This is a genomic window from Streptomyces sp. NBC_00503 (genome assembly GCF_036346895.1).
Classification (GTDB): domain Bacteria; phylum Actinomycetota; class Actinomycetes; order Streptomycetales; family Streptomycetaceae; genus Streptomyces.
In genome coordinates this window covers 5306019-5328819 of sequence record NZ_CP107855.1, presented here as the reverse complement: position 1 = coordinate 5328819, position 22801 = coordinate 5306019, and the positions used below count along the sequence as shown (strand labels likewise).

Below are 22801 nucleotides of genomic sequence, written 5' to 3'. Positions count from 1 at the left end.
ACTGAACCCGGTTTCACTGAATACAGATTCAGTGAATGTTGATTCAGTCGGAGGACCGGTCCATGAGCCGAAACGTGAACGGCAGCGACAGCGACAGCGGTGGAGCCCTGCGGGCAGCGGTCATCGGGGGCGGCGTGGCCGGAACGGCCGGCGCGATCGCGCTGCGCCGCCGCACGGGCGCCGAGGTCACGGTCTACGAGGCGTACGAGGACCCGGCCGGGCCGGTGGGCTCGTTCCTGAGCCTGGCGGTCAACGGCCTGCGCGTGCTGGAGGAGCTGGGACTCCTCGCCCAGGTCCAGGCGGCCGGATTCCCGGTCCCGGACCAGTGCCTGTGGTCGGCCTCCGGCAAACTCCTCGGCCGGGTCCCCCGCGGCCGCCCCGCCTCGGAGGCCCTGCACAGCACGACCCTGCGGCGGAGCCGGCTGGTGGAGGTTCTGCGGGCCGAGGCGCTCCGGGCGGGGGTCCGCATCGAGACGGGCCGCCGGATGACGGCGGACTCCGTGGACGCGGACCTGGTGGTGGCCGCGGACGGGCTCTGGTCGGCCACCCGCGCGGCCCTCGACCCCGGGGCCCCGCACCCCGAGTACGCGGGCCTGTACAGCGTCTCGGGGAGGGTCGGCGGCTCCCGGAGCCCCGCCCTCCCGACCGGGCGCGCCCTCCCGACCGGGGACGCCCTCCCGACCGGGGACGCCTTCCACATGATGGTCGCCCGAAAAGGCGCCTTCGCCTGGATCCCGGCTCCGGACGGCACGATCTGGTGGTCGGCCCAGGTGGCCTCGCCGCAGCCGCCCGACCTGGCGGAGGTGGACCTGCCGCTGCTGCGCGAGCTGTACGCGACCTCCGGTGCGCCCGCGGCCCTGCTGGCCGCCGCCACGGGGTTCGAGCGGCCGACGCTGATGCACAAGCTGGCCGAGGTGCCCGTCTGGCACGACGCCCGCACGGTCCTGATCGGCGACGCGGCCCACCCGGTGGGCGCGGGGCAGGGGGCCTCCATGGCCCTGGAGGACGCGGCGGCCCTGGCCGACTGCGTGGCCTCGGCCCCCTCGATCGCCTCGGCCCTGACCGCCTACGACCGCCTGCGCCGCTCCCGCGTCACCCGCATGGCCAAGGCCGCCGCCGCCAACCGCGGAGCCAAGACCCCGGGCCCCCTCCAACGCCGCGCGAACGACCTCTTGATGCCGTTCTTCTTCCGCTACGCCTACCCGCGCGCCACGTCCTGGCTGTACACGCAGGCCCCGTACGGCCCCGGCGGATCCGGCTCGGCCGGGGCCTGAGGCCCGGGGCGGAGGCAGGGGCCGGGACCGGGGCGGGGGTCTACGCGGATAGCTAGGCGGACAGTTCCTCCGCCAGGGCTTCGCGCAGTCGGGCCGCCCGCTCCGAGACCTCCGCCGGGCCCAGCTCCATGGCCCGCACGCACCACTTCTGCCCCTCCGTCAGATCACCCTGCCGGGCCGCGAGCAGGCCCAGCCGCAGCGCGGCCCGGCCGTGGCCGGCCACCGCGGCGCGGGTCCACCACAGCGCCGCCTCCGGCTCGTTGCCCTCGCGCGCCAGCAACAGCCCCAGGTTGAAGGCCCCGTTGCGGGAGCCGGCCTCCGCCGCCTCCCGGTACCAGCGCGCGGCGGCGCCCAGCTCGCCCCGGGCGGCGGCCAGCATGCCGACCCGGACCTGGGCGCGCCGGTGCCCCAGCTCCGCCGCCCGCTCGTACCACTCCTCGCTCTCGGTCCGCGCGGCTCCGCCGACCGGCTCGCCCAGCGCCACCGGCTCCGGCGGCGGAGCCAGCGATTCCAGCAGTGCGGCCAGCCGGAAGCAGGCCTCCGCGCTGCCGCCGCCCGCCGCGCAGCGCAGGTGCCGTTCCGCGGCCCGGTCCTCGCCGTCGCGGACCAGCGCGATGCCGACCTGGAGCGCGGCGTCGGTGTGTCCCGCCGACGCGGCCCGCTCGTACCACTTCAGGGCCGTGCGGTCCTCGTCCCGGCTGGCGAACAGGATCCCGAGGTTGAAGGCGGCGTCCACGCTGCCCGCCTCGGCCGCCTTGGAGAACCACGGCTCCGCGCCCGCCGCGTCCCCGCCCTGGAGCAGCAGGATGGCCAGCGCGTTGGCCGCCTCGCGGTGTCCCGCGTAGGCCGCGCGCCGGTACCACTGCTCCGCCTGCGCGGTCCGCTCCTGCGCGGCGCACAGCAGCGCGAGGTTGTACGCGCCGTTCTGGTCGCCCGCGTCCATCGCGGCCCGGTACCACTTCTCCGCGGTCTGGGTCTCGCCCCGGGCGGCGTGCAGCGCGCCCAGTGCGTTCGCCGCGTTGCCGTCGCCGTCCTGGGCGGCCCGCAGCCACCAGGTCGCCGCGTTCTCCTCGTCTCCGGCGTCGCGCAGCAGGAAGCCGAGCGCGCACGCGGCCCGCGGCTCGCCCTGCTTGGCGGAGGTCAGGTACCAGCGCCCGGCCTCCTTGAGCTCGCCGCGCGCCTCCAGCAGGGTGCCCAGGTGGAGCCCCGCGCGCCGGTGGCCGCGCGCGGCGGCCTGCCGGTACCACTGCTCGGCCTCGGCCGGGTCGCCCTTCCTCAGGTGTCGGGCCAGCCGGTACGCGGCCTCGCGGTGCCCCTGCTCCGCCGCGGCGCGGAACCACCGCTCGACGCCCTTGTCCCCGCGGTGCTCCAGCAGGTCCGCGAGTCCGTACGCACCGAGGGCGTGGCCGGATTCCGCTGCCTGGCGCATCCAGTACTCGGCCGCGGGCTCGTCCCCGCGCTCGCGGTAGTGGCGGCCCAGGGCGTGTGCGGCCGGAGCGGATCCGGCCACGGCGGCCACGCGCCACCAGCCGGCGGCCTCTTCGGGGTAGCCGCGCTGGTGCAGGAGCACGCCGAGGTTGTTGGCGGCCGCGCGGTCGCCTTCCGCGGTGGCCCCGCGCAGGTACGGCTCGGCTCCGGTCAGGTCGCCGCGGCGCAGCAGGAGCGCCCCGAGCACGCTCATCGCGCCCGGGTCCCCCTTGTCGGCGGCGACCCGGTGGCGGGCCTCCAGCTCGGCGTCGCTGGCGGCGTCGGTCAGCGCGAAGGCCTCGTCGTCGAAGACGTCGTCGGCCGGAACCTGCCGTGTGATCGGCAGGGCAGGCGTGATCGGCGCGGCAGCCGCGGCCGCCGTGGTCCGCGGTGTCTGCGTGGTCATCGCAGTCCTCGCGTCAACAGCCTGAGCCGCCCCATCGGACTCCGCACCCGATTCGGCTTCCGCCCTCACAAACCGCCCTGTCTCCAGCAGAGTTGACCTGTCCCCCATAAATCCCATCGTCGCATCACCTGCTACCCGCGTACACCTGGTATGTCGCAGCCCGTGAGGTCACTACAGCGTTTTGTCGACATGCCCACAGAGAGATAAGTCAAACACGCTCGGACCCCAACTCACCCACCCCAGCGACCCCGTGTCCGCCACGTGTTCACCACACGCCCCGTCGTACATCCACCCCGGGCATGACGAAGGCCCGGATCCATCGGATCCGGGCCTTCGTCTTCAGTAGCGGGGACAGGATTTGAACCTGCGACCTCTGGGTTATGAGCCCAGCGAGCTACCGAGCTGCTCCACCCCGCGTCGGTAAAACCACAGTAGCACGACGCGGGGTGGAGCCTTGACCGCTATCCGGTCGGCGGGGTGGGCGCCTTCAGCTTCGCCTCCGCGTCGATCGCCCGCTTCAGCGCGGCCTGCAGGTCGCCCTGGGCCTTGCCGTACGCCGTCCAGTCGCCGGCCTTCAGCGCCTTGTCGGCCTCCTCGAGCGCCTTCTGCGCGTCGCCGAGAGCAGCCTTGACCGTCGGGTCCTGGTTGACCGGCGGCGTGGTGGTGCCGTCACCGGGCGGGGTCGTCGGATTGGTCGGGTTGACCGGCGTGGTCGGAGCCTCGGCCCCGAACACCACGTTCAACGCCTTCTCCAGCGTGTCCTCGAAGGCGGTCTGGCCGCCGTAGGTCACGAGCACCTTGCGCAGCAGCGGGTACTTCAGCCCGGAGCTGCGGACGTACACCGGCTCCGCGTAGAGCATGCCGCCGTCGAGCGGCACCGCGAGCAGGTTGCCGTACTCGACCTCGGAGTCGCCACCGCGCAGCAGGCGGATGGACTCGGCGATCTTCGGCTCCGACTGGAACTTGCTCTGCACCTGCTTGGGGCCGTCGACCGGCTTGCTGGTCGGCAGCTTCAGGATTCTGATCTTGCCGTAGTCCGGGGTGCTCGGATCGGCGTTGACCGCCATGAAGGCGCTCAGGTTGTCCCGCTCGTTCGGCGTGAGCGTCGTGGTGAGCGAGAAGACCTGGTCCTTCTCCTTCTGGCCCGGCATCTTCATCGACAGGTAGTACGGCGGAACCGCCGTACCGGGCTTGTTCGTCGGGTCGTCCGGGACGGCCCAGGCCTCGCTGCCGCTGAGGAAGGTCTGCGGGTCGGTGACGTGGTACCGGGTCAGCAGCTCGCGCTGGACCTTGAAGAGGTCCTGCGGGTAGCGGATGTGGTCCATGAGCGTCTTGGAGATCTCGCTCTTGGCCTTGACCGTGCCGGGGAACGCCTTCATCCAGGTCTTGAGGACCGGGTCCTGGGTGTCCCACTGGTACAGGCTGACCGTGCCGTCGTAGGCGTCCACGGTGGCCTTCACCGAGTTGCGGATGTAGTTGACCTGGTTCTCCTGGGCCACCACCGCGCGCTGGTTGTTGGTCAGCGAGTCGTGGGTGCTCTCGCCCAGCGTGGTGCGCGAGGCGTAGGGGTAGCCGTTGGTCGTGGTGTACGCGTCGACGATCCACTTGATCCGGCCGTCGATGACCGCCGGGTACGGGGCTCCGTCGATGGTCAGCCACGGAGCGACTGCCTCGACGCGCTCCTTGGGCGTGCGGTTGTACAGGATCCGCGAGCCCTCGCCGATGGCTCCCGAGTACAGGATCTGCGGCTCGCTGAAGGCGAGCGCGTACGCGGCACGGTTGACCGGGTTGTCGAGATTGACGCCGGAGTCGCCCTTGTAGCTCGTCTCCTTCTCGCCCTTGAGGTCGTCCGAGTAGTCGAGCTCCTTCTGCGGTCCGCCGACGATCGAGTACTGCTTCGTCTGCTCGCCGTAGTAGACGCGCTGCTCGAAGTCCGTGCCGAACATCCCCTTGGAGGGCAGGTCGGACTGGGTGAAGTCGGGGGCGCCCTGGTCACCGACGGTGGTGCCCTTGGCCGCGACCACGCCGTAGCCGTGCGTGTACTTGAAGTGGTCGTTGATCCAGTTGTTCTTCGGGATGCCGCCGATGTTCAGCTCGCGCAGACCGATGACCGTGTCCTGGCCGTTGTACCGGTCCACGGCGAGCGTGGACGGGAACGCGTAGTAGCCCTTGACCTGCTGGAGCTGCTGGAAGGCCGGGGAGACGATGTTCGGGTCGAGGAGCCGGATGCTGGCGGTCGTGTCGGCCGCCTTGCGCAGCTGCTGCTTGTCGGTCCCCTCGGCCGGGACGCCCGCGTAGTCCGAGACCTCCGCGTCGGCGACCCCGTAGGCGTCGCGCGTCGCCTTGATGTTCTTCTCGACGTACGGGGATTCCTTGGCCTGCTCGTTCGGCTGGACCTGGAACTTCTGCACGATCGCCGGATACAGCCCGCCGATCAGGATCGCCGAGAGCACCATCAGGCCGAAGCCGATGACGGGCAGCTGCCAGGTGCGGCGCCAGAGCGTCGCGAAGAAGAGCAGCGCGCAGATCGCCGCGATGGCGACCAGGATCGTCTTGGCCGGGAGGTAGGCGTTGGCGTCGACGTAGCGCAGGCCGGTCCAGTTGTCCGCGGCCTTGAAGTCGCTGGACTTCACCGCGAGGCCGTACCGGTCGAGCCAGTAGGCGACCGCCTTGAGCGTGACGAAGAGGCCGAGCAGCACCGACAGGTGCCCGGTCGCCGCGGCGGTGGCCCGCGCACCCGGGCTCGTGACGCGCAGTCCGCCGTAGAGGTAGTGCACGACGGCCGCGGCGATCACCGAGAGCACGACGGCGGCGAAGCCGAAGCCGAGCAGGAAGCGGTACCAGGGCAGGTCGAAGGTGTAGAACGACACGTCCAGGTTGAACTGGGGGTCCTTCTGTCCGAAGGACACCCCGTTCACGTACATCAGCCAGGTCTTCCACTGGCCGGCCGCCGAGGCGCCCGCGATCAGTCCGACGAGCGCCGAGATGCCCAGCAGCAGCCACACGCGGTACGGCGCGACGCTCATCCGGTACCGGTCGAGGCTCTGCTGCTCCATCGACATCGCGCTGAGCGGCGGGCGCAGCCGGTGGGCCAGCCAGACGTTCAGCCCGACGGCACCGGCCATCAGCAGGCCGAAGACGGCGAAGAGGCCGACCTTGGTCCACAGCGTGGTGGTGAAGACGGTGGAGTACTTCACGGAGCGGAACCAGAGCCAGTCCGTCCAGAAGCCCGCGAACATGATGAACGCCATGGCCAGGACGGCCAGGACGCCCAAAGTCATCAGAAGAGTCCGGGCGCGCCGGGACGGGCGGCCGACTCTCATCCGTGGCCCGGAAGGGCCTCCGCCGCGGTCCGGCATCTGGAAAGCCAAGGTGCGCACCTCGAAAGTCGCTGTGTGTAATTGATGCTGAAATTTCTTCAAAGCATGGGCCCCCGATCGTAGGGCCCTCTCATGCAACTTACTGGGGCTTTAGTCAGTTCCCGGTATCCGGTGGAAAGGAGGCAGGATGTTGCCCATGTCCAACCTTTCGCCGTCCCCCGGCACTCCGATGGCCGCCACCCCGCTGACCCGTGCCGTCCTCGAGATCGACGAGTACGCCTCCACCCTCGGCTGGGACAAGCCCGCCCGGCTCTTCGCCCTGGTCGACACGGCCAGGCTGCGCAAGGAGGCCCCGGGAGTCGCCCGCCAGCTCGGCCTCGACCAGGACGACACCGGCAAGAACCAGCTCACCCCGATCGAGCAGGACGAGGTCCCGGCCGGGACCCCGCTCGACAAGTTCCTGGGAACCATCGCCTGGCCCCCGTCGATCCTCGGCTGCGCGCTGACCGTGGAGCGGCTGATGCTGCCGCCGTCGGCGGAGTCCTCCGTACCGGAGGGGCTCACCGACAAGCAGCTCGCCAAGTGGGTCGCCGGTCACCCGGAGCGCCAGGAGGTGCGGCTGACCGTGGGCGTCCTGCGCGACGGCTCGCGCGAGTCCGCCGTACGGCTGCGCGAGAAGGACTCGTCCAACGAGGTGCTCACGGGCGCGACCCTGGTCCCCGGGCTCGCCGAGGCACTGGCCGCGACCTTCCTCGACTAGGCCGTCGTTTCCGGATCGGCAGGTGGGCGGCCCGGTGCGGGCCGCCCGGACACGGTCAGGGCTTGGTGCACTGCGGCAGCCCGGCCGTGTCCCCCTTGCTGATCTTCTGCAGCGCCTTCACCGCGTCGTCGATGGTGGCGACCTTCACCAGCTTCAGCCCGTCGGGCACGTTGGTCAGGGCGGAGGCACAGTTGTCGGCGGGCGTCAGGAAGTACTCGGCGCCGGCCTGCCGGGCGCCGATGGTCTTCATCTGGATGCCGCCGATCGGGCCGACCTTGCCCGCGTCGTCGATGGTTCCGGTGCCGGCGATGAACTTGCCGCCGGTCAGGTTCTCCGGGGTGAGCTTGTCGACGATGCCCAGCGAGAACATCAGGCCCGCGCTCGGGCCGCCGACGTCGGCGAGCTTGATGTCGATCGTGAACGGGAAGGTGTGGTCGGTACCGGCCCGGATGCCGACGACGGCACGGCCCTCGGGGCCCGCCTTGCCCGCGACGACCGTGATCTTCGTGGTGGCGGTGGGCTCGCGGTTCGCCTTCTCGGCCTCGGCGGCTTCCGCCGTGGGCACGATGAGGAACTCGACCGGCTCCCCGGGCTTGTGCTTGGTGACGAGCTTGGCCACGTCCTCGGGGGCCGTGACGGGCGCGCCGTCCACGCTCTTGATCACGTCACCGGCGTGCAGCTTGCCCTCGGAGGGGCTGCCCTTGACCACCGAGGAGACGACCACGCGGGAAGCGACCGGGATGCCGATCTGCTTGAGGGCGGCCACCTTGGCGCTCTCCTGCGACTGGCTGAACTCCTCGGCGTTCTCCTGCGTGGACTCCTGGTCCGTCTTGCCGTCCGGGTACAGGTTCTCGTGCGGGACGACGATGTTGTCGCCGGCCGCCCAGCCGTAGACCGCCTCGAGCAGGTTCATGTCGTAGTCCGCGCCGGTGACGCGGACCGTCGTCATGTTCAGGTGCCCGGTGGTCGGGTACGTCTTGTGCCCCGAGATGTTCAGGACGGGCTCGCCGTGCGAGTCCCCGAGCGTGTTCACGGTCGGTCCCGGACTCATCTCGGAGTACGGGACCTTCATGAACACCCCTGCGCAGAGCAGGGCGAAGAGCATGAGGGTGGAAGCGAGCATCGTCGCAGTGCGGCGTGGCATGGATCGACAGTACGGGACGGCCCTCGCGCGCGGCCCCCGGGGCCGGTCCGTACGGGGCCGGTCCTTACGTGGGGCGCGCCTCAGACGGTGTCGACCGTGTCCTTCTTCCAGTGCGCGTCCGCCGTCGGCCGGGTCTGTTCGGCCTTGCCCATCGCTTCACGGAATCTCGCGTAGCCCGCGAGTTCGGATATGTCACCTGATGTACGGTCGCGTGCCGCCCAGCTGCCCCATATCGCCGCTCCGACCGCGGCGAACAGCGGAATCAGCAACCACGCCAGTGACGCCATGGGCGTGCCTCCCTACCCCGAATTACTTGTTGTTGGTGGCTTCAACGCTGGTGCCCGGGAGGGGGTTACGCAAATCGAGGGCGTGTTGCGCGTCCGAACGGGTGCGTCCGGCCCGCCGGACGTCGCCGCCTCAGCAGGCGCCGACCCACTCCTCCGTGCCGTCCGCGAAGGTCTGGTGCTTCCAGATCGGGACCTCGTGCTTGAGGTCGTCGATCAGCATCCGGCAGGCCTCGAAGGCCTCGCCGCGGTGCGGGCAGGAGACGGCGACGACGACCGCGAGGTCGCCGACGGCCAGGTCGCCGATGCGGTGGACGGCGGCGAGGGCGCGGACCGGGTACTTCGCCACGACGCGCTCGGCGACGCGGCGCATCTCCGCCTCCGCCGAGGGGTGGCAGGAGTAGCCGAGCTGATCGACGTCCGACCCGCCGTCGTGGTTGCGCACGGTGCCGACGAAGAGCGTGGTGCCGCCCGTCGCGTCGTCGCCGACGGCCTGGAAGACCTCGTCGATCGAGAGCGGGGTCTCACGGATTTCGAGGAGCCGGATCGGGTCCGATGCGGCCTGCTCGCCGGGGTGGTCGAAGTGCGGTGCCATACCTCCATCGTGCCCTAGCCCGCCAGCCCGGCGGAATAGCCGTTTCACCAGGGCGGCGCCCGCGCGCTTGGGAGCCTCCTACAGAAGGCCGCGCACCAGCTTCTCCGGCGTCTGCCCTCCAGCCCCGCCAGCAAAATCCAGCCCCGCCGGCGTTTGAGGCGATCTTTCAGCCCCGCCGGCGTTTGAGGCGCGGGGGCCCGGGGGCAGCGCCCCCGGCAACGGCGCCGCACCGGGACGGCAGCCCGACCCCGCCGGGGTCAGATCCCCCGACGCCGACGGGCGGCGCGAATCGCCGCGGCAGCGCCCAGCAGAGCCACCGTCGCGCCCGCGGCACCGGCGGCCGTGGCGTCCTTGCGCCCCAGCCTGCGGCCCGCGACCGTGTGCCGTCCGGCGACCTCCTGGAGGAGCTCCGCCAGCACCTCCTCATTGGTCCAGCGCGGCCGCCAGCCCGCCGCGTGCAGCGCGCTGATGCTGACCACCCACGGGTGCATCGTGTACGCGAGGTCCCCGGCCGGGGACGGTGTCAGGCCGATCCGGTGCAGCCGGGCCGCCGCGCCGAGGGCCACGGCCGACGGGAGCTCCATGCGGCGGATGCCGCTGAGCTCCTCGACCTCCTCCTGCTCCAGCCAGCCCTCGCAGCCGACGGCCAGCTCGCCCTCGACCTTCTCCAGCGCCGCGTACTCCAGGGCGCTGACCAGGTCCTCCACGTGGCAGAACTGCCAGGTCGGGCGGGAGCCGGTCACCACCAGCAGGCGCGGGGACTCGAAGTACCGGGTCAGCGCCGTGTCCGTGCCGCCGACCAGCACCGCCGGGCGGACCACGGTGACGTTGAGGCCGGGGTGCGCACGCGGTGCACGGCGGCCGAGCCGCTCGATCTCCAGCAGGTCCCCGACCCCGGTCGCCTCGGCGGTGGCCCGCAGCTCGGCGTCCTCGGAGAGCGGGATGTCGTTGTCGGGCAGGGCCCCGTAGACCATCGCCGAAGTGCAGAGCACGACCCGGTGCACCCCGGCCGCCGCGGCGGCGGTGAGGACGGTCTGGGTCCCCCGCACGTTGTACGCCGTACGGGCCGCCGGGTCCGTCTCCAGGTCCAGGTCGAGCGCCAGGTGCACCACGACGTCCGCGCCGCGCAGCTTCTCCGCGATCGCGGGGTCGCGCACGTCCAGGAGGTGCCACTGCGCGGCCGTGCACTCCCCGCGCCGCTCGTCGATCGCGACGACCTGCTTGACCTCGTCGGACGCGGCCAGTCTGGCCACCAGGGCCGCGCCCACTCCCGACGCGGCGCCGGTCACGGCGATCACGGGTCCTCGGACGGCCGGGTTACGCGGCTGGCGAACGCCCTGGGCGCTGTCACCGGGCTCAGGGCGGATTTCGGCGTCCTGCGGCGCGCGACCGGGCTTTTCCGAGCCGTTCTTGTCCAAAGCGTGCGGATCTGGGGAACTCACCAGGCGTCTCCAGCGGTTGTCTTCAGTAGGAGACGCGCCGTGACGCGTACCTACCAGGTGATGTCCATCCTGCCGCAGCCCAGGAGTCGGCGGAGCACCGAGCCCGGAAGCGGGTCTGGTGTCTACGCTGGGTGGTGTTGTCGATTCCATTGCCCGCCGGCACCCACCGGCGGCCCTACGAGCCGAGGAAACCCGTGAGCGACACCCCATTCGGATTCGGTCTTCCGCCCGAGGAGCCTACGAACGGCGACGAAGGCAAGAAGAAGGGCAATGAGGGCGGTCAGAGCGGCCCGAATCCGTTCGGGTTCGGATCGGGCATGCCCGGCGGACTGCCGGGAGGCGCCGGCGGTCAGGGCGGCGCCGACAACCCCTTCGCCGCGATGTTCGGCTCGATGAACCCGAACGACCTCGGTGCCGCCTTCCAGCAGCTCGGCCAGATGCTGAGCTACGAGGGCGGCCCGGTCAACTGGGACATGGCCAAGGACATCGCCCGCCAGACCGTGGCCCAGGGCACCTCGGACGGGGTGAAGGACGCCAGCGTCGGCCTCGCCGAGAAGTCGGCGGTGGAGGAGGCCATGCGCCTCGCCGACCACTGGCTCGACGGGGTCACCTCGCTGCCCTCCGGCGCCGCGACGGCCGTCGCATGGAGCCGTGCCGAGTGGGTCGAGGAGACCCTCCCGGTGTGGAAGGAGCTCGTGGACCCGGTCGCCGAGCGCGTCGGCGCGGCCATGGGCGGCGTACTGCCCGAGGAGATGCAGGCCATGGCGGGCCCGCTGCTCGGCATGATGCGCTCCATGGGCGGGGCCATGTTCGGCCAGCAGATCGGGCAGGCCGTGGGCACCCTCGCGGGCGAGGTCGTCGGCTCCACCGATATCGGCCTCCCGCTGGGCCCGGCCGGCAAGGCCGCGCTGCTCCCGTTGAACATCGAGGGCTTCGGCAAGGACCTGGGCGTCTCCTCGGACGAGGTCCGGCTGTACCTGGCGCTGCGCGAGGCCGCCCACGCGCGCCTCTTCGCGCACGTGCCGTGGCTGCGCTCGCACCTCTTCGGCGCGGTCGAGGGCTATGCGCGGGGCATCAAGATCGACACCTCGAAGCTGGAGGACGTGGTCGGCCAGCTCGACCCGTCGAACCCGGAGCAGCTGCAGGAGGCCCTCCAGGGCGGCATGTTCCAGCCGCAGGACACCCCGGAGCAGAAGGCCGCGCTGGCCCGCCTGGAGACGGCGCTCGCGCTGGTCGAGGGCTGGGTGGACGCGGTCGTGCACGAGGCGGCCTCGCCCCGGCTGACCTCGGCGGACGCCATGCGCGAGACCATGCGCCGGCGGCGCGCCTCGGGCGGCCCGGCGGAGCAGACCTTCGCGACCCTGATCGGGCTGGAGCTGCGGCCGCGCCGACTGCGCGACGCCTCCCGGCTGTGGGCCTCGCTCACCGACGCCCGCGGTGTGGACGGGCGCGACGGGCTGTGGGAGCACCCGGACATGCTGCCGACCGCCTCGGACCTGGACGACCCGGACGGGTTCGTGCACCGGGAGCAGCTGGACTTCTCCGAGATCGACAAGATGCTCGGCGAGGCCGCTGAGAAGCGCGAGCAGGACGGCGACGACAAGAAGTGAGCCTGCACGAAGACGCGGTGCTGGTCCTGAAGACGTATGAGGACCAGCCCGACCTGCGCGACCTGTATCTGGAACACCTGGCGGCCCACCCGGACGGGGTCTACAAGCCCTGCCAGGCCGGGCACGTCACCGGCAGCGCCCTGGTGATCGACCCGGCGCGCGGCCGCGTACTGCTGACCCTGCACAAGAAGCTGGGCATGTGGCTGCAGATGGGCGGCCACTGCGAGACGGGCGACGCGACGCTCGCGGGAGTCGCCCTGCGCGAGGCCGTGGAGGAGTCGGGCATCGCCCACGGGCTGACGCTGCTGGCGGGCGGACCGGTGCGGCTCGACCGGCATCCGATCCCGGCGCCGTGCAACTGGCACCTGGACGTGCAGTACGCGGCGCTGGCGCCCGCCGAGGCGGTCGAAGCGATCAGTGACGAGTCGCTGGACCTGCGCTGGTTCCCGTACGCGGAGGTGGCGGCGGTGGCCGACACCTCGGTGGTGCGGCTGCTGGAGGCGACCTTGGCGCGGCTTTCGGGCTGAGTCGGCCGGACGACAGAAGGGGCGGCTCCGCGGTGGTCCGCGGAGCCGCCCCTCGTCCGTTCCCGTGGCGGGATCAGTTCCAGGCGTTGTTCTGGTTCTGCGCGTGGGCGCCGTGCTGGCCCATGCCGAACTGCGCGGCCGCGCCCTGCCCGATGGTGGCATTCTGCGGCGGGAGCACCTCGCTGGGCTGGACCAGGGCGAACCCGGTGCCGAGGAAGCTGAGCTCCCAGCCCTCTCCGGTGTTGCCGCGCCGGCGCCACACCCCGCTGGAGTGCGTCTGGGCCTGCATCTGCACGCGCAGCGAGGTGGACCAGGCGACGATGGCGTCCGCGTCGGCGTTGACGTACTTGTCGGGCGTGACCTGCATCATCAGCGGCTGCCCGGAGGTCATCAGCGCGACCTTTCCGCGACCGGTGATGTTGAGCTGGTACTTGCCGGTGCCGGAGACCCCGTACTGGCTGTCCACGGCGATGACCTCGGTGTGCAGGGTCGAGTCGAGGGCCAGTACGTAGCTGCTGTCGACCGTGAGGCCGTCCTGGTCCACGTCCACCACGTGCACGTACTGGGCGAGGTTGGCCAGGTAGACCGTGCCCTGACCCGAGCAGCGCATCAGGTCCAGGCCCTCACCGGTGCGGGCGCGGGCGCCGCGCTGGGTGGTGTTCTGGTACTCGCCGTCGAAGTCGATGATCCCCTGGTAGGCGACCATGGCGCCCTTGCGGGCGAGGACGTCGTCGGAGCCGCTCAGGGAGACCCGCAGCAGCTGCGGGTTCTGGACGGCGTACCGCTCCTGGGACTGCGCCTCGGCGTGGGCGAAAAGTGAGCTCTGCATGATGTGTCTTCTCCCCCTCAGCCCCGGGCCCGGAGCCGGTCGGTGCTGTCCTCGCTGGGCTGTACGACGACGATGCCCTGGCCGGAGAAGGCCATCTGGTAGGCCTCCCCGCTGCCCCGGCCGATCAGCGACGAGGCCTTGAAGCTGCTCTTCCCCTTGACCTTGAGGTTCGGGGACCAGGCGACGAGCGCGTCGGGGTCGACGTACGTCTCGTCCTCGCCGCGGCCGCACTCGACCACGATCGGGGTTCCCCGGGAGGTGACGGCGACCCAGCCGGTGCCGGAGACCTGCACGTTGAACAGGCCCTGGCCGGCGAATTTGGCCATGCCCTTGACCCGCTCGACGCCCCACTGGAGTTGGGCGTCGAAGGCCAGCAGGTTGGTGCCGTTGACCGAGAGGGCGTCGTTGTTGAGGTTGATGCAGACGACGTTCGCGCCGTAGTCGGCGAGGTAGAGCAGGCCGTCGCCGGTGCACTTCATCAGCGGCGCGCCTTCGCCCGTGAGCCACTGCGAGGCCATCTGGCGCAGGGCCGGCGGGTTGGGCTCGTACTGCACGAAGCCCTCGTAGGCGACCATCGACCCGGTGCGGGCGAAGAGGTCCTGGCCGCTCTGCATGGCGACCTTGAGCATGGCCGAACCGTGGTTCTCCATGCGGGCCGTGACGGGGGTCGGGGCGTAGCCCGCGAGCTGCTGGTTCATCGAGTTCATCGCATTCATGTGGGGCTCCCTCAGACCTCGTACGGCTGGACGACGATGAAGTTTCCGGGGGCGCCGCGGAACTGGAGGTTCACGGTCTCCCCGCTGTGGCCGGGGTACGCGTTGCGGCGCAGCCGGACCTGACTGGAAATGATCACCTGGGAGGCGGCGGACCAGGCGACGATGGCGTTGCTGTCCGCGAAGGTGGTCGGGGTGACGGGCAGGACGACGGGGGTGCCGTGCGTCTTGACGATCACCGTGCCGGTGCCCTGGAAGAGCATCGTGAACAGCGCGCCGCCGGGGATGCCGTGGCCCTCGATGCGGCGCACCTCGTGCTGGAGCGACTCGTCGAAGGCGAGGACGGACTCGGCGGAGACGCAGATGCCGTCGCCCTGGAGCTCGATGGCGTGCAGGTGGGTCCCGTTCTCGGCGAGGAACACCTGGCCGCGGCCGGTGCAGCGCATGAGCTGCATCTCCTGGCCGGTGGCGTTGCCCACGATGCGGCCGGCGAAGCCCGCACCCTTGTAGCTGAAGTCGACCTTGCCCTGGTAGAGGACCATGCTGCCCTGGCGGGCGAGGACGGCCTGGCCGCCCATCGACAGGTCCACCCGCATGAGCTGCTTGTTCTGCGGGGTCCAGCGGGCGCCCGTGGGGGCTTCCTTGTACGGCTGGAGGGCCGCGGCGAGCCCGGCGCCGACGGCGGGGACCGCCTGCATGGGCTGCTGGCCGTAGCCGGGGGGCTGCTGGCCGTACGGGGGCGGCTGCTGGCCGGGGTACTGCCCCGACTGCTGGCCGGGGACCTGGCCGTACGAGGGGTGCGGCTGCTGGCCGTACGGCGCGGGGGCCGGGGCGGGCGGCGGGACCTGGCCGTAGGGCGCGGGCGCGGGAGCCGGCGGTGCCAGCGGGATGCCCACGGGCGTGGCCATGGTGGGGGCCGCGTGAACGGGCTGCTGGTACGGCGCGGGAGCCGGCGCCGGGGCCTGGTACGGCGCGGGGGCCTGGGCCGGAGCCTGGTACGGGGCGGGAGCCTGGGCGGGGGCGCCGAATCCGGGCGCCGGAGCAGCGGCCTGCGGCGGCGGGGCGAAGCCGGGCGCGCCGGACTGGGCCGGGGCCTGGGCCGGGGCCTGGGCCTGGGCCTGCTGCGCGGGCTCTTCCTCCTCGGCGACCTCGCCGCCGAAGTTCTTGAGCAGGGCTGCGAGCCCGCCGTCGAATCCCTGGCCGACGGCGGCGAAGCGCCACACGTCCTTGAGGTAGAAGTCGCCGATCATCAGGGCGCGCTCGGTGCTGAACTCCGAGCCGGTGAAGGAGTAGCGGACGACTTCCTCACCGCCCGCCACGATGCGGATGTAGCCCGGTCCGATCTGCGACATCTGACCGGCGCCGTCGATCGAGGCGGCGAAGGAGAGCTTGTGGATGTTCGCCGGAATGCGGTCCAGGGTCACCCGGAAGGATTCCGCGTCACCGGACTGCGCGCCGAGCAGCTGAATGGACTCTTCCGGCGACTTCGGCTGGTTGAAGAAGACGAAGTAACGGTCGTCCGAGAGCTGCTCGTTCGCGTCGAGGCCGAAACAGCTGATGTCGATCGCGAGTCCGGGCCCGGCGATCTGGACGCCCACGTACAGGTCCGTGCCCGCCGTGAGATCGCTGATTTTGGCCTTGTGACCGCGTTGGAATTCCCTGGCCATACCTAAGACCGTCCCCCATCCCGACTGTGAATGCGTGGCGCTCAGGCTAACGGCAACCTCGGACATCCGGCCAAGTCGGTACCGACCCGGTACATATCACGGTGGGCTCCATCCGGGGCAAGCGGGAATTAGGGGACTATTCGTCGCGGGCGGCCGGCACCTGCGGCAGGCGCTCGGCGGCCACGATCCCCTCGAGGTACCCGCGGGCCCTCTCGGTACGCGGGTACTCCTCCAGCAGCTCCCAGAATTCGGCTCCGTGGCCGGGTACGAGGAGGTGCGCCAGCTCGTGCAGCAGCACGTAGTCGACGACGTACTCCGGCATCCCCTGGAGCCGGTGGGAGAGCCGGATGCTGCCTTCGGCCGGAGTGCAGGAGCCCCAGCGGGTGTTCTGGTTGGTGACCCAGCGGACGGAGCGCGGGCGGGCGCGACCGTTGAAGTACTGCTCGGACAAACGCTCGGCCCGCTCGGTGAGTTCCGCGTCCCCGAGGGTCCGCTTGCTCTCCTGGGCCGCCAGTTTGTCGAGCATGACGCCCACCCAGCGCTGCTCCTCCGCCTCGGACATCCGGGCAGGGATGAGGACGACCGTACGATCACCCTCGCGGTAGGCGGATACGGTCCTGCGGCGGCGCGCGCTCCGGCGGACTTCGACGGCGCGCTGTGGCGGATCGGCGGACACGCCACGACGGTACCCGCTCGCCCCTGCGGAAGTCCCGCCCCTCCGGGGTTCGAACATGATCGATTCGCGGACGGCTCCCCGCAGGCCCCAATTGTTCGGCTCATGGGGTGATTGCTCGTGAATTGTGGATTTGCCCGGCTCGGAACTAGCCGCAGTCGGCGAGGATCGCACGGCGGGCATCGACGGCGGCTGCGAGCATCCCCTCGTCCAGCATCATCTCGCCGTCCCGCGAGGGATCGTTGACCGGTATGCGGGTACGTCGGTCGATCAGCGCCGTCAGCGACGGCAGCGCGGGCGCCGCTCGACGGCCCATGCGCGCGAGGCCTTCCGAGTAGTACTCGCCGATGCCGTACTCACCGAGGTGCGGGGTCATGAGTGCGAGAAGGCGGGGAAGAGCCGTGGGACCGGCGTGTCGCAGCCACAGCGGAGCGCACACCCCCTGCATGCGGCTGGGACGCTCGAAGGTGAGGCCGTACAGCTGGGCTGCCTGCCGGAAGGTCAGCGGGCCCGCGTCCAGCAGGGCCCCGAAGATCTCAGGGGCATGTCGGAGTCGCCCGATGCCCACGGGCTTGGCTTGTAGGACCGCTGCGGCGGTGGCACTGTCGTACGACGGCCGCGGGCTCCCGGAGGGCCGGCGGTCCCTGGGATACGGGGTGAAGGGGAGCTCGGCGATCAGCGCGCCGTGTGTGCGCATGGCGGCTTCCGAGATGGAGGCGGTGGTGAGGGCTTCGGCCATGGCCGGGCTGATCCCCTCTCCGCAGTGACGGACCAGCAGGGGCAGGAGCACGACCGGAGCCGCCCGCAAGTTATGGCACGTCTCCCGGGCCAGGCCGGCGCCGATGTCCCGGGCGGCGGGATCGGCGACGAGCCGCGCCACCAGGGCGTAGGCATGATCCTCGCGCCCCATCCCGCACAGGACCCGGCCCCAGCGCCACCCGACGCCGTCCAGGTGGCGCGAGGCCTCCAGGGCATCGGCGAGCAGCGCCGTGTCGAGCTGCGCCCACTGCTCCAAAGTGGCGAGCCGCAGGGCATCCAGGCAGGCAAGGAAACGGACGGAGGCCAAGGGGTCCGCGCGCAAGTGCGCGACGGAACCGCCGAGCAGATCGGCGAGGGCGGTGCGCACCACGGGTTCAGTGAGTTCGCCGAGAGCCCTGAGTGCGATGTCACGGCTTCCCGCGTGCACGACGAGAAACGCGGCCCTGCGCCGTACCTCTTCATCAGGGTCGGCGAGTCGAGCGAGCGCGGCCTCGGCGGCCTCGGGCCAAGGGGTCCGGCCCCTGGCGGACGACAAGAGCTCCATGGCCTCACGGCGTACGAACGCGTCGTCGGACCGTGTGAGCTGAAGCAGGCGGACGGCTGCGGGGCCGGCGCGATCGGCGAGGACCGCGTCGAGGGCCGCTACACGGGCGGGGTGGGCGGCGGTCGTGGCGTGTCCGGCGGACACGGCCTCGTCCAGCCACTTCAACGGACGGGGCGGTGGCCGCCCTTCCGTTCAGAGGATTCGGTCATGCGGCTGATCGTGCCAGGCGCAGCACCTGCCGGGCCAGGAGATTTGCGCTCCGAGGTTATCCACAGGGAATGCGGCCGGGTTCCCACCTTCCCTACTCTCAGTAATGGATGGACCTCGCCGAGTCGGCGGAGGGCGCGGGGAGATGGACACGGACGAGGGGGATCACGGTGTATCCGAAGATGAAGCCGGCGCTGGCGCGGGCGTGGCGGGATCTGCAGACGGTGCAATTCGGGGTCACGCCCGCCCATGCGGTGGTGCTCGGTCCGGTGGATACGGCGACGGGCGCGCTCCTCGACCTGATCGACGGGACGCGGGGCATGGAGCTGCTGCGCCAACAGGGCAGGGCGATGGGGCTGCCGGACGGCCGGGTCGACGACATGGTGCGGCGGCTTGCTTCGGCCGGGCTGCTCGACGACTCCACGGTCGGCGGGCCGCGGGCCCAGGCGGTGCGGGCGCGGCCGGAGGCCATGGCCCGGCTGGGCCCGGACCTGGGTTCGCTGTCCCTGGTCCATCCCGAGCCGGGCGGGGACCTACTGGGTGTCGCCGCCCGGCGGGGGATACGGGTCCAGGTGCGCGGGAGCGGCCGGGTGGGCGGGGTGATCGCCTCGGTCCTGGCGGGAGCCGGGGTGGGCCGGGTCGAGGTCCTCGACGGGGGCCGTGCGCAGCCCGCGGACGTGGCACCGGGCGGGCTGGGTCCCGCCAGCGTGGGCCGACTGCGTGCCGAAGCCGCCAGAACGGTGGTCCGCGAAGCGGCCCCGGGGCGCGCACCGCGGACCGCGGAGAGCCGGGGACCGGAGCCGGGGCTGGCCCTGGTGGTGGTCGCGCCCCGGGACGGGCTGCAGTCCTGGGCCCCCGATCCGCAGAGCGCGGAGGACTGGGTCGCCACCGGAACCCCGCACCTGTACGCGGGGGTGCTGGAGGGGACCGGGCTGGTGGGGCCGCTGGTGTTGCCCGGAGCCACGGCGTGCGCCGGGTGCATGGAGCGCGATCGGGTGGACCGGGATCCGGCCTGGCCGCGGATGCTTGTCCAGTGGCGCTCGATCCACCACCGCCGGGACTCGGGCGCCTGCGATCTGGGGCTGTCCACGGCGGTGGCCGGCCTGGCCGCGGCCCACGCCCTGTCCTTCCTCGACGGCGAACTCCCCGCCTCGACGGCCACCCGCTGGGAGGCCTCCTTGCCCGGCCTCCACTGGCGGCCCACCCCGGTCCGGTCGCACCCCGAGTGCCCGTGTGGGGCGAGCGGCCACGATGGGCCCGCCGAAGCGGAGCCCGCTGCCCGGTCCTGGCCGGAACCTGCCGTGGCAGTGGGCTCGGAGAGGCGGGGAGGGCCATGACAGGATTGCCGTGGTCGGGGCCCCGTGGTCGGGGCAGCGTCCGAGTTCGTCGGGGGCTCCCCCGAACCGCCGCTTGCGGCTCAGCTGTCTGGGAATTGGAGGGGCACATGTCTGATCTTCCCCGGAAGGCGGTCACCCGCACCGTCAAGCTGGCCACGCTGCCGCTCGGCATGGCCGGCCGGGCCACTTGGGGACTCGGCAAGCGGATCGGGGGCAAGTCGGCGGAGATCGTCGCGCGCGAGCTCCAGCAGCGCACCGCCGATCAGCTGTTCCGTGTCCTGGGCGAGCTGAAGGGGGGCGCGATGAAGCTCGGGCAGGCGCTCTCGGTCTTCGAGTCGGCCCTGCCCGAGGAGGTCGGCGGGCCCTACCGGGCGGCGTTGACGAAGCTTCAGGAGGCCGCGCCGCCGCTGCCCGCGGCCACCGTTCACCAGGTGCTGACGGACCGGCTGGGTGCGGACTGGCGGGACCTGTTCGAGGAGTTCGAGGACAAGCCCGCCGCGGCCGCCTCGATCGGGCAGGTGCACCGGGCCGTGTGGCACGACGGCCGGCAGGTGGCGGTCAAGGTCCAGTACCCGGGGGCCGGCGAGGCCCTGCTGTCGGACCTGAAGCAGCTGAGCCGGTTCGCGGGGCTGCTGGGACCGCTGATCCCGGGCATAGAGATCAAGCCGCTGATCAAGGAGTTGCGCGACCGGGTCGCCGAGGAGCTCGACTACGAGCTGGAGGCGGAGGCGCAGCAGGCGCACGCGGACGCCTTCGCCGGCGACGAGGACGTGGTGGTCCCGGACGTCGTGCACCAGGGCGAGCAGGTGCTGGTGACGGAGTGGATGGAGGGGACTCCGCTGTCGGAGGTGATAGCCGACGGCACCCGGGAGGAGCGCGACGGCGCCGGACAGCTGCTGGCCCGGTTCCTCTTCTCCGGCCCCGCCCGCACCGGGCTGCTGCACGCCGATCCGCACCCGGGCAACTTCCGGCTCATCACCGGGGCGGACGGCCGGATGCGGCTGGGCGTCCTGGACTTCGGGACCGTGGACCGGCTGCCGGGCGGCTGGCCCAAGCCCATCGGCAGGTCGCTGCGTATGACGCTGGACGGTGACGCCGAGGGGGTCTACGGACACCTTCGCGCGGAGGGGTTCGTACGGGACGCCAAGGAGCTGGACCCGGATGCGGTGCTCGACTACCTGAAGCCCATCATCGAGCCCGCCGAGGCCGAGGAGTTCACCTTCACCCGGCCGTGGCTGCGCGGCCAGGCGGCACGCATAGCCGATCCGCGCTCCCCCGCGCACCAGTTGGGGCGTCAGATCAACCTGCCGCCCTCGTACCTGCTGATCCACCGCGTGACGCTGAGCACGATCGGCGTGCTGTGCCAACTGGGCGCGACGGTCCGGCTCCGCGACGAACTGGAGTCCTGGCTCCCGGGGTTCCTGCCCGACGAGGACTGAGCGGGCCGGGGCCGACCCCGCCTAGGGCCGAGCGGGCCGGGGCTGACCCGGCCGGACCGGGAGGGTCCGGATCGGGCGGGTCCGGATCGGGCGGGGCGGGTCACCACCAGGCGGAGTCGAGGCGGCCTTCGATGGCGCGGAGGTTGGCTCGCGCGCAGTCGACGCAGAAGTACTGTCTGGTCCCGTTCTCCACGGAGCAGGTCCAAGTGGGCGGGGGGCCTGCCGGGGACTGGGCGCCGCAGCGCGCGCAGACGACGGGCGGGGCCTCGGAACCCGGCGGAGCCGGGTGGGAATTCGGCTGGTCCACCTCCAGACGATATCCCCGCCGCCCCCGCCGTGGGTGACGGCGCTCCGCAACGCACCGGGGGGACCGGTCCGTTCGGACCGGTCCCCCCGGGCGGTGTTGCCGAGCTGCTCCGGCCGCCGTGGCGGCCGTGGCGGTCTCAGTTCATGACGGCCATGGCCAGCGCGCGCCGGGCGCGCAGGGAAACGCGCTCGGCTCGCCGCTGCATGCGGCGCGCGGCGACCACGCGCAGGGCGCGACGTTCGACGTCGACCTCACGCATACGGTCGGCCATATGGGCACGAGCCATGGCTTCTGGGATGAGTTGCATTTCGCGGGTCCTGTTCTGACGCGAGGTGATCGCGCCGGCGGTGATGAAGGCTGCGGTGGCGGAGCCGTGCGGCTGCTCGCTCGTGGTGGCGTGGGGGGACATGAGGGCCTGCTTCAGGGGGTCGTGCGTCAGGGGGCGGTCGATGGTTCCGTGGGCGGTCATGCCGCGACAACCGGGTTCTTGCGCGGACGGCCACGGGGGCGCTTGCGGGCCACGACCACGCCCTGGACGAAGAGCTCGCCACCCCAGACACCCCAGGGCTCGCGGCGCTCGAGCGCACCGGCGAGGCAGGCCTCGACCAGCGGGCAGGTGCCGCAGAGGGACTTCGCGTACTCGACGTCCGCCGGGGACTCGGCGAAGAAGACCTCGGGGTCGTAGGTGCGACAGGCGACGGGTACGCCGAGGTTCTCGATGGCGTCGTCGAGCGCGGTGAGCGCGGTGAGGGGAGTCAAGGTGGAGTCCTCCGGGACTGCGGGCGGGGAGAGGGTCTGGGTCTTCGGTACGGACGGGGCGTGCGCTTCGAGTTGCACGGTGGTTTCTTCCTCGTCTTGTTCGTCTAGTCGTTCCGGCCGGTCGGCCGGGGGCGGCTGGGCTACCTCGTCACACCGACTGGACTTGCCAGTCCCGAGGCCCCTTCACTCCGTCGTCCCTGTTCGGGGACAAACAGAAGGGCCGCGGATCCCGGGTGGGGTTCCGCGGCCCTGAAGGCGCCGGCCTGATCATGCGATCAGGCTGGATCACTCCAGGGTTCGAGCCCGCGGAAGGCCCACATCAGGTGGTGCTGCTGCTTCTTCGTCTGCGTCGTCTTCTGCGTCTTGAATCCGACACTGTCGGCACCGGCACCGGCACCGGCTGCGGCCGCAAAGGCATAGGCGCCATGCGCCCCTGCTTCTGCTGCCAGTACTGCCACCGGTGCCTGGGTCGGTCGCTCATTACGCTCACTGGCCCTCAGCGCGACGGGAGCGCCGGCGGAGACCAGGGCCAGGGCAGGGCTGTCGGCGCAAATGGCGGACAGACCGGTACCCGTGAGACCCGTGAGCGGAAGGAGCGAGGAGGAGCCGAGCGTGCAGGAAGCGGCAACCGAGCGATCGGTCATTTTGGTGGTGGTCATGAAGCTGGTCACTGGTCTCGCCTCCTCTCGGCGTCTCGGGGACTCGGCCCGGAGGCCTGGTCCCATGCGTATTCGGATA

Annotated in this window: 21 protein-coding genes and 1 tRNA gene; 6 read left to right on the top strand and 16 right to left on the bottom strand. The window is 71.6% G+C overall.

The annotated features are described in order from the left end of the window. The first annotated feature begins 62 nt into the window (after positions 1–62). Complete coding sequence (locus tag OG490_RS24820) at positions 63–1274, top strand: NAD(P)/FAD-dependent oxidoreductase (protein WP_330298484.1); 1212 nt, start codon at positions 63–65, stop codon at positions 1272–1274. 52 nt (positions 1275–1326) lie between these two features. On the opposite strand, the gene OG490_RS24815 is transcribed toward OG490_RS24820, so the two are convergent. The 3 genes from OG490_RS24815 to OG490_RS24805 all read right to left on the bottom strand — a co-directional run bounded on the left by OG490_RS24815 (position 1327) and on the right by OG490_RS24805 (position 6506). Further along, positions 1327–3255: a tetratricopeptide repeat protein gene (locus OG490_RS24815; protein ID WP_443065872.1), complete on the bottom strand. Its 1929-nt coding sequence runs from the start codon at positions 3253–3255 to the stop codon at positions 1327–1329. Positions 3256–3490: 235 nt separating this feature from the next. Then, positions 3491–3564 (bottom strand) — tRNA-Met (locus OG490_RS24810). Positions 3565–3608: 44 nt separating this feature from the next. After that, positions 3609–6506, bottom strand: a complete 2898-nt coding sequence (locus OG490_RS24805; protein ID WP_330301054.1) for a UPF0182 family membrane protein — start codon at positions 6504–6506, stop codon at positions 3609–3611. A gap of 148 nt (positions 6507–6654) precedes the next feature. Here OG490_RS24805 and OG490_RS24800 point away from each other — a divergent pair, with 148 nt between their 5' ends. Continuing rightward, the gene (locus OG490_RS24800) at positions 6655–7227 is read left to right on the top strand and encodes a PPA1309 family protein (RefSeq protein ID WP_330298482.1); all 573 of its coding nucleotides are present in this window, start codon (positions 6655–6657) and stop codon (positions 7225–7227) included. 55 nt (positions 7228–7282) lie between these two features. On the opposite strand, the gene OG490_RS24795 is transcribed toward OG490_RS24800, so the two are convergent. From OG490_RS24795 to OG490_RS24780, 4 genes are all read right to left on the bottom strand, one after another. Continuing rightward, a complete protein-coding gene (locus OG490_RS24795) occupies positions 7283–8371 on the bottom strand; it encodes a YlbL family protein (protein WP_330298481.1) in 1089 nt (362 codons plus the stop codon). 80 nt (positions 8372–8451) lie between these two features. Then, entirely contained in the window at positions 8452–8658 is a 207-nt protein-coding gene (locus OG490_RS24790) for a hypothetical protein (RefSeq protein ID WP_330298480.1), read from the bottom strand. 130 nt (positions 8659–8788) lie between these two features. Next, entirely contained in the window at positions 8789–9250 is a 462-nt protein-coding gene (locus tag OG490_RS24785; RefSeq protein WP_330298479.1) for a molybdenum cofactor biosynthesis protein MoaE, read from the bottom strand. Between the two features lie 257 nt (positions 9251–9507). Next, positions 9508–10617 (bottom strand): SDR family oxidoreductase, encoded by a 1110-nt coding sequence (locus tag OG490_RS24780; RefSeq protein ID WP_330301053.1) that lies wholly within the window; start codon positions 10615–10617, stop codon positions 9508–9510. Positions 10618–10886: 269 nt separating this feature from the next. Between OG490_RS24780 and OG490_RS24775 the strand changes: the two genes are divergently transcribed. Continuing rightward, a complete protein-coding gene (locus tag OG490_RS24775) occupies positions 10887–12302 on the top strand; it encodes a zinc-dependent metalloprotease (protein WP_330298478.1) in 1416 nt (471 codons plus the stop codon). Beyond that, positions 12299–12829: an NUDIX hydrolase gene (locus tag OG490_RS24770; RefSeq protein ID WP_330298477.1), complete on the top strand. Its 531-nt coding sequence runs from the start codon at positions 12299–12301 to the stop codon at positions 12827–12829. The genes OG490_RS24775 and OG490_RS24770 overlap by 4 nt, the downstream gene beginning before the upstream one ends. Before the next feature lie 73 nt (positions 12830–12902). Here OG490_RS24770 and OG490_RS24765 read toward each other — a convergent pair whose 3' ends face one another. The 5 genes from OG490_RS24765 to OG490_RS24745 form a co-directional block, all read right to left on the bottom strand. After that, on the bottom strand, positions 12903–13658 hold the full coding sequence (locus tag OG490_RS24765) for an AIM24 family protein (RefSeq protein ID WP_330298476.1): 756 nt from the start codon (positions 13656–13658) through the stop codon (positions 12903–12905). Between the two features lie 17 nt (positions 13659–13675). Next, positions 13676–14356: an AIM24 family protein gene (locus tag OG490_RS24760; RefSeq protein WP_330301052.1), complete on the bottom strand. Its 681-nt coding sequence runs from the start codon at positions 14354–14356 to the stop codon at positions 13676–13678. Between the two features lie 29 nt (positions 14357–14385). Continuing rightward, positions 14386–16038 carry a TerD family protein gene (locus OG490_RS24755; protein ID WP_330298475.1) on the bottom strand — a complete coding sequence of 551 codons (1653 nt, stop codon included), beginning with the start codon at positions 16036–16038 and terminating at the stop codon, positions 14386–14388. A 136-nt stretch (positions 16039–16174) separates the two neighbouring features. After that, positions 16175–16771 carry a M48 metallopeptidase family protein gene (locus tag OG490_RS24750; protein ID WP_443065871.1) on the bottom strand — a complete coding sequence of 199 codons (597 nt, stop codon included), beginning with the start codon at positions 16769–16771 and terminating at the stop codon, positions 16175–16177. Positions 16772–16859: 88 nt separating this feature from the next. Then, complete coding sequence (locus OG490_RS24745) at positions 16860–18158, bottom strand: hypothetical protein (protein WP_330298473.1); 1299 nt, start codon at positions 18156–18158, stop codon at positions 16860–16862. 233 nt (positions 18159–18391) lie between these two features. Here OG490_RS24745 and OG490_RS24740 point away from each other — a divergent pair, with 233 nt between their 5' ends. Both OG490_RS24740 and OG490_RS24735 read left to right on the top strand, forming a co-directional pair. Further along, positions 18392–19558, top strand: a complete 1167-nt coding sequence (locus OG490_RS24740; RefSeq protein WP_330298472.1) for a TOMM precursor leader peptide-binding protein — start codon at positions 18392–18394, stop codon at positions 19556–19558. A gap of 107 nt (positions 19559–19665) precedes the next feature. Further along, a complete protein-coding gene (locus tag OG490_RS24735; RefSeq protein WP_330298471.1) occupies positions 19666–20997 on the top strand; it encodes an ABC1 kinase family protein in 1332 nt (443 codons plus the stop codon). Positions 20998–21097: 100 nt separating this feature from the next. Here the strand turns inward: OG490_RS24735 and OG490_RS24730 are convergent, their stop codons facing one another. The 4 genes from OG490_RS24730 to OG490_RS24715 form a co-directional block, all read right to left on the bottom strand. Then, complete coding sequence (locus tag OG490_RS24730) at positions 21098–21304, bottom strand: hypothetical protein (RefSeq protein WP_330298470.1); 207 nt, start codon at positions 21302–21304, stop codon at positions 21098–21100. A 136-nt stretch (positions 21305–21440) separates the two neighbouring features. Beyond that, complete coding sequence (locus tag OG490_RS24725) at positions 21441–21773, bottom strand: hypothetical protein (RefSeq protein ID WP_330298469.1); 333 nt, start codon at positions 21771–21773, stop codon at positions 21441–21443. After that, entirely contained in the window at positions 21770–22141 is a 372-nt protein-coding gene (locus OG490_RS24720) for a WhiB family transcriptional regulator (protein WP_214949242.1), read from the bottom strand. Before OG490_RS24720 ends, OG490_RS24725 begins: the two co-directional genes overlap by 4 nt. A 197-nt stretch (positions 22142–22338) precedes the next feature. Further along, positions 22339–22788: a hypothetical protein gene (locus OG490_RS24715; RefSeq protein ID WP_330298468.1), complete on the bottom strand. Its 450-nt coding sequence runs from the start codon at positions 22786–22788 to the stop codon at positions 22339–22341. Positions 22789–22801 lie beyond the last annotated feature (13 nt).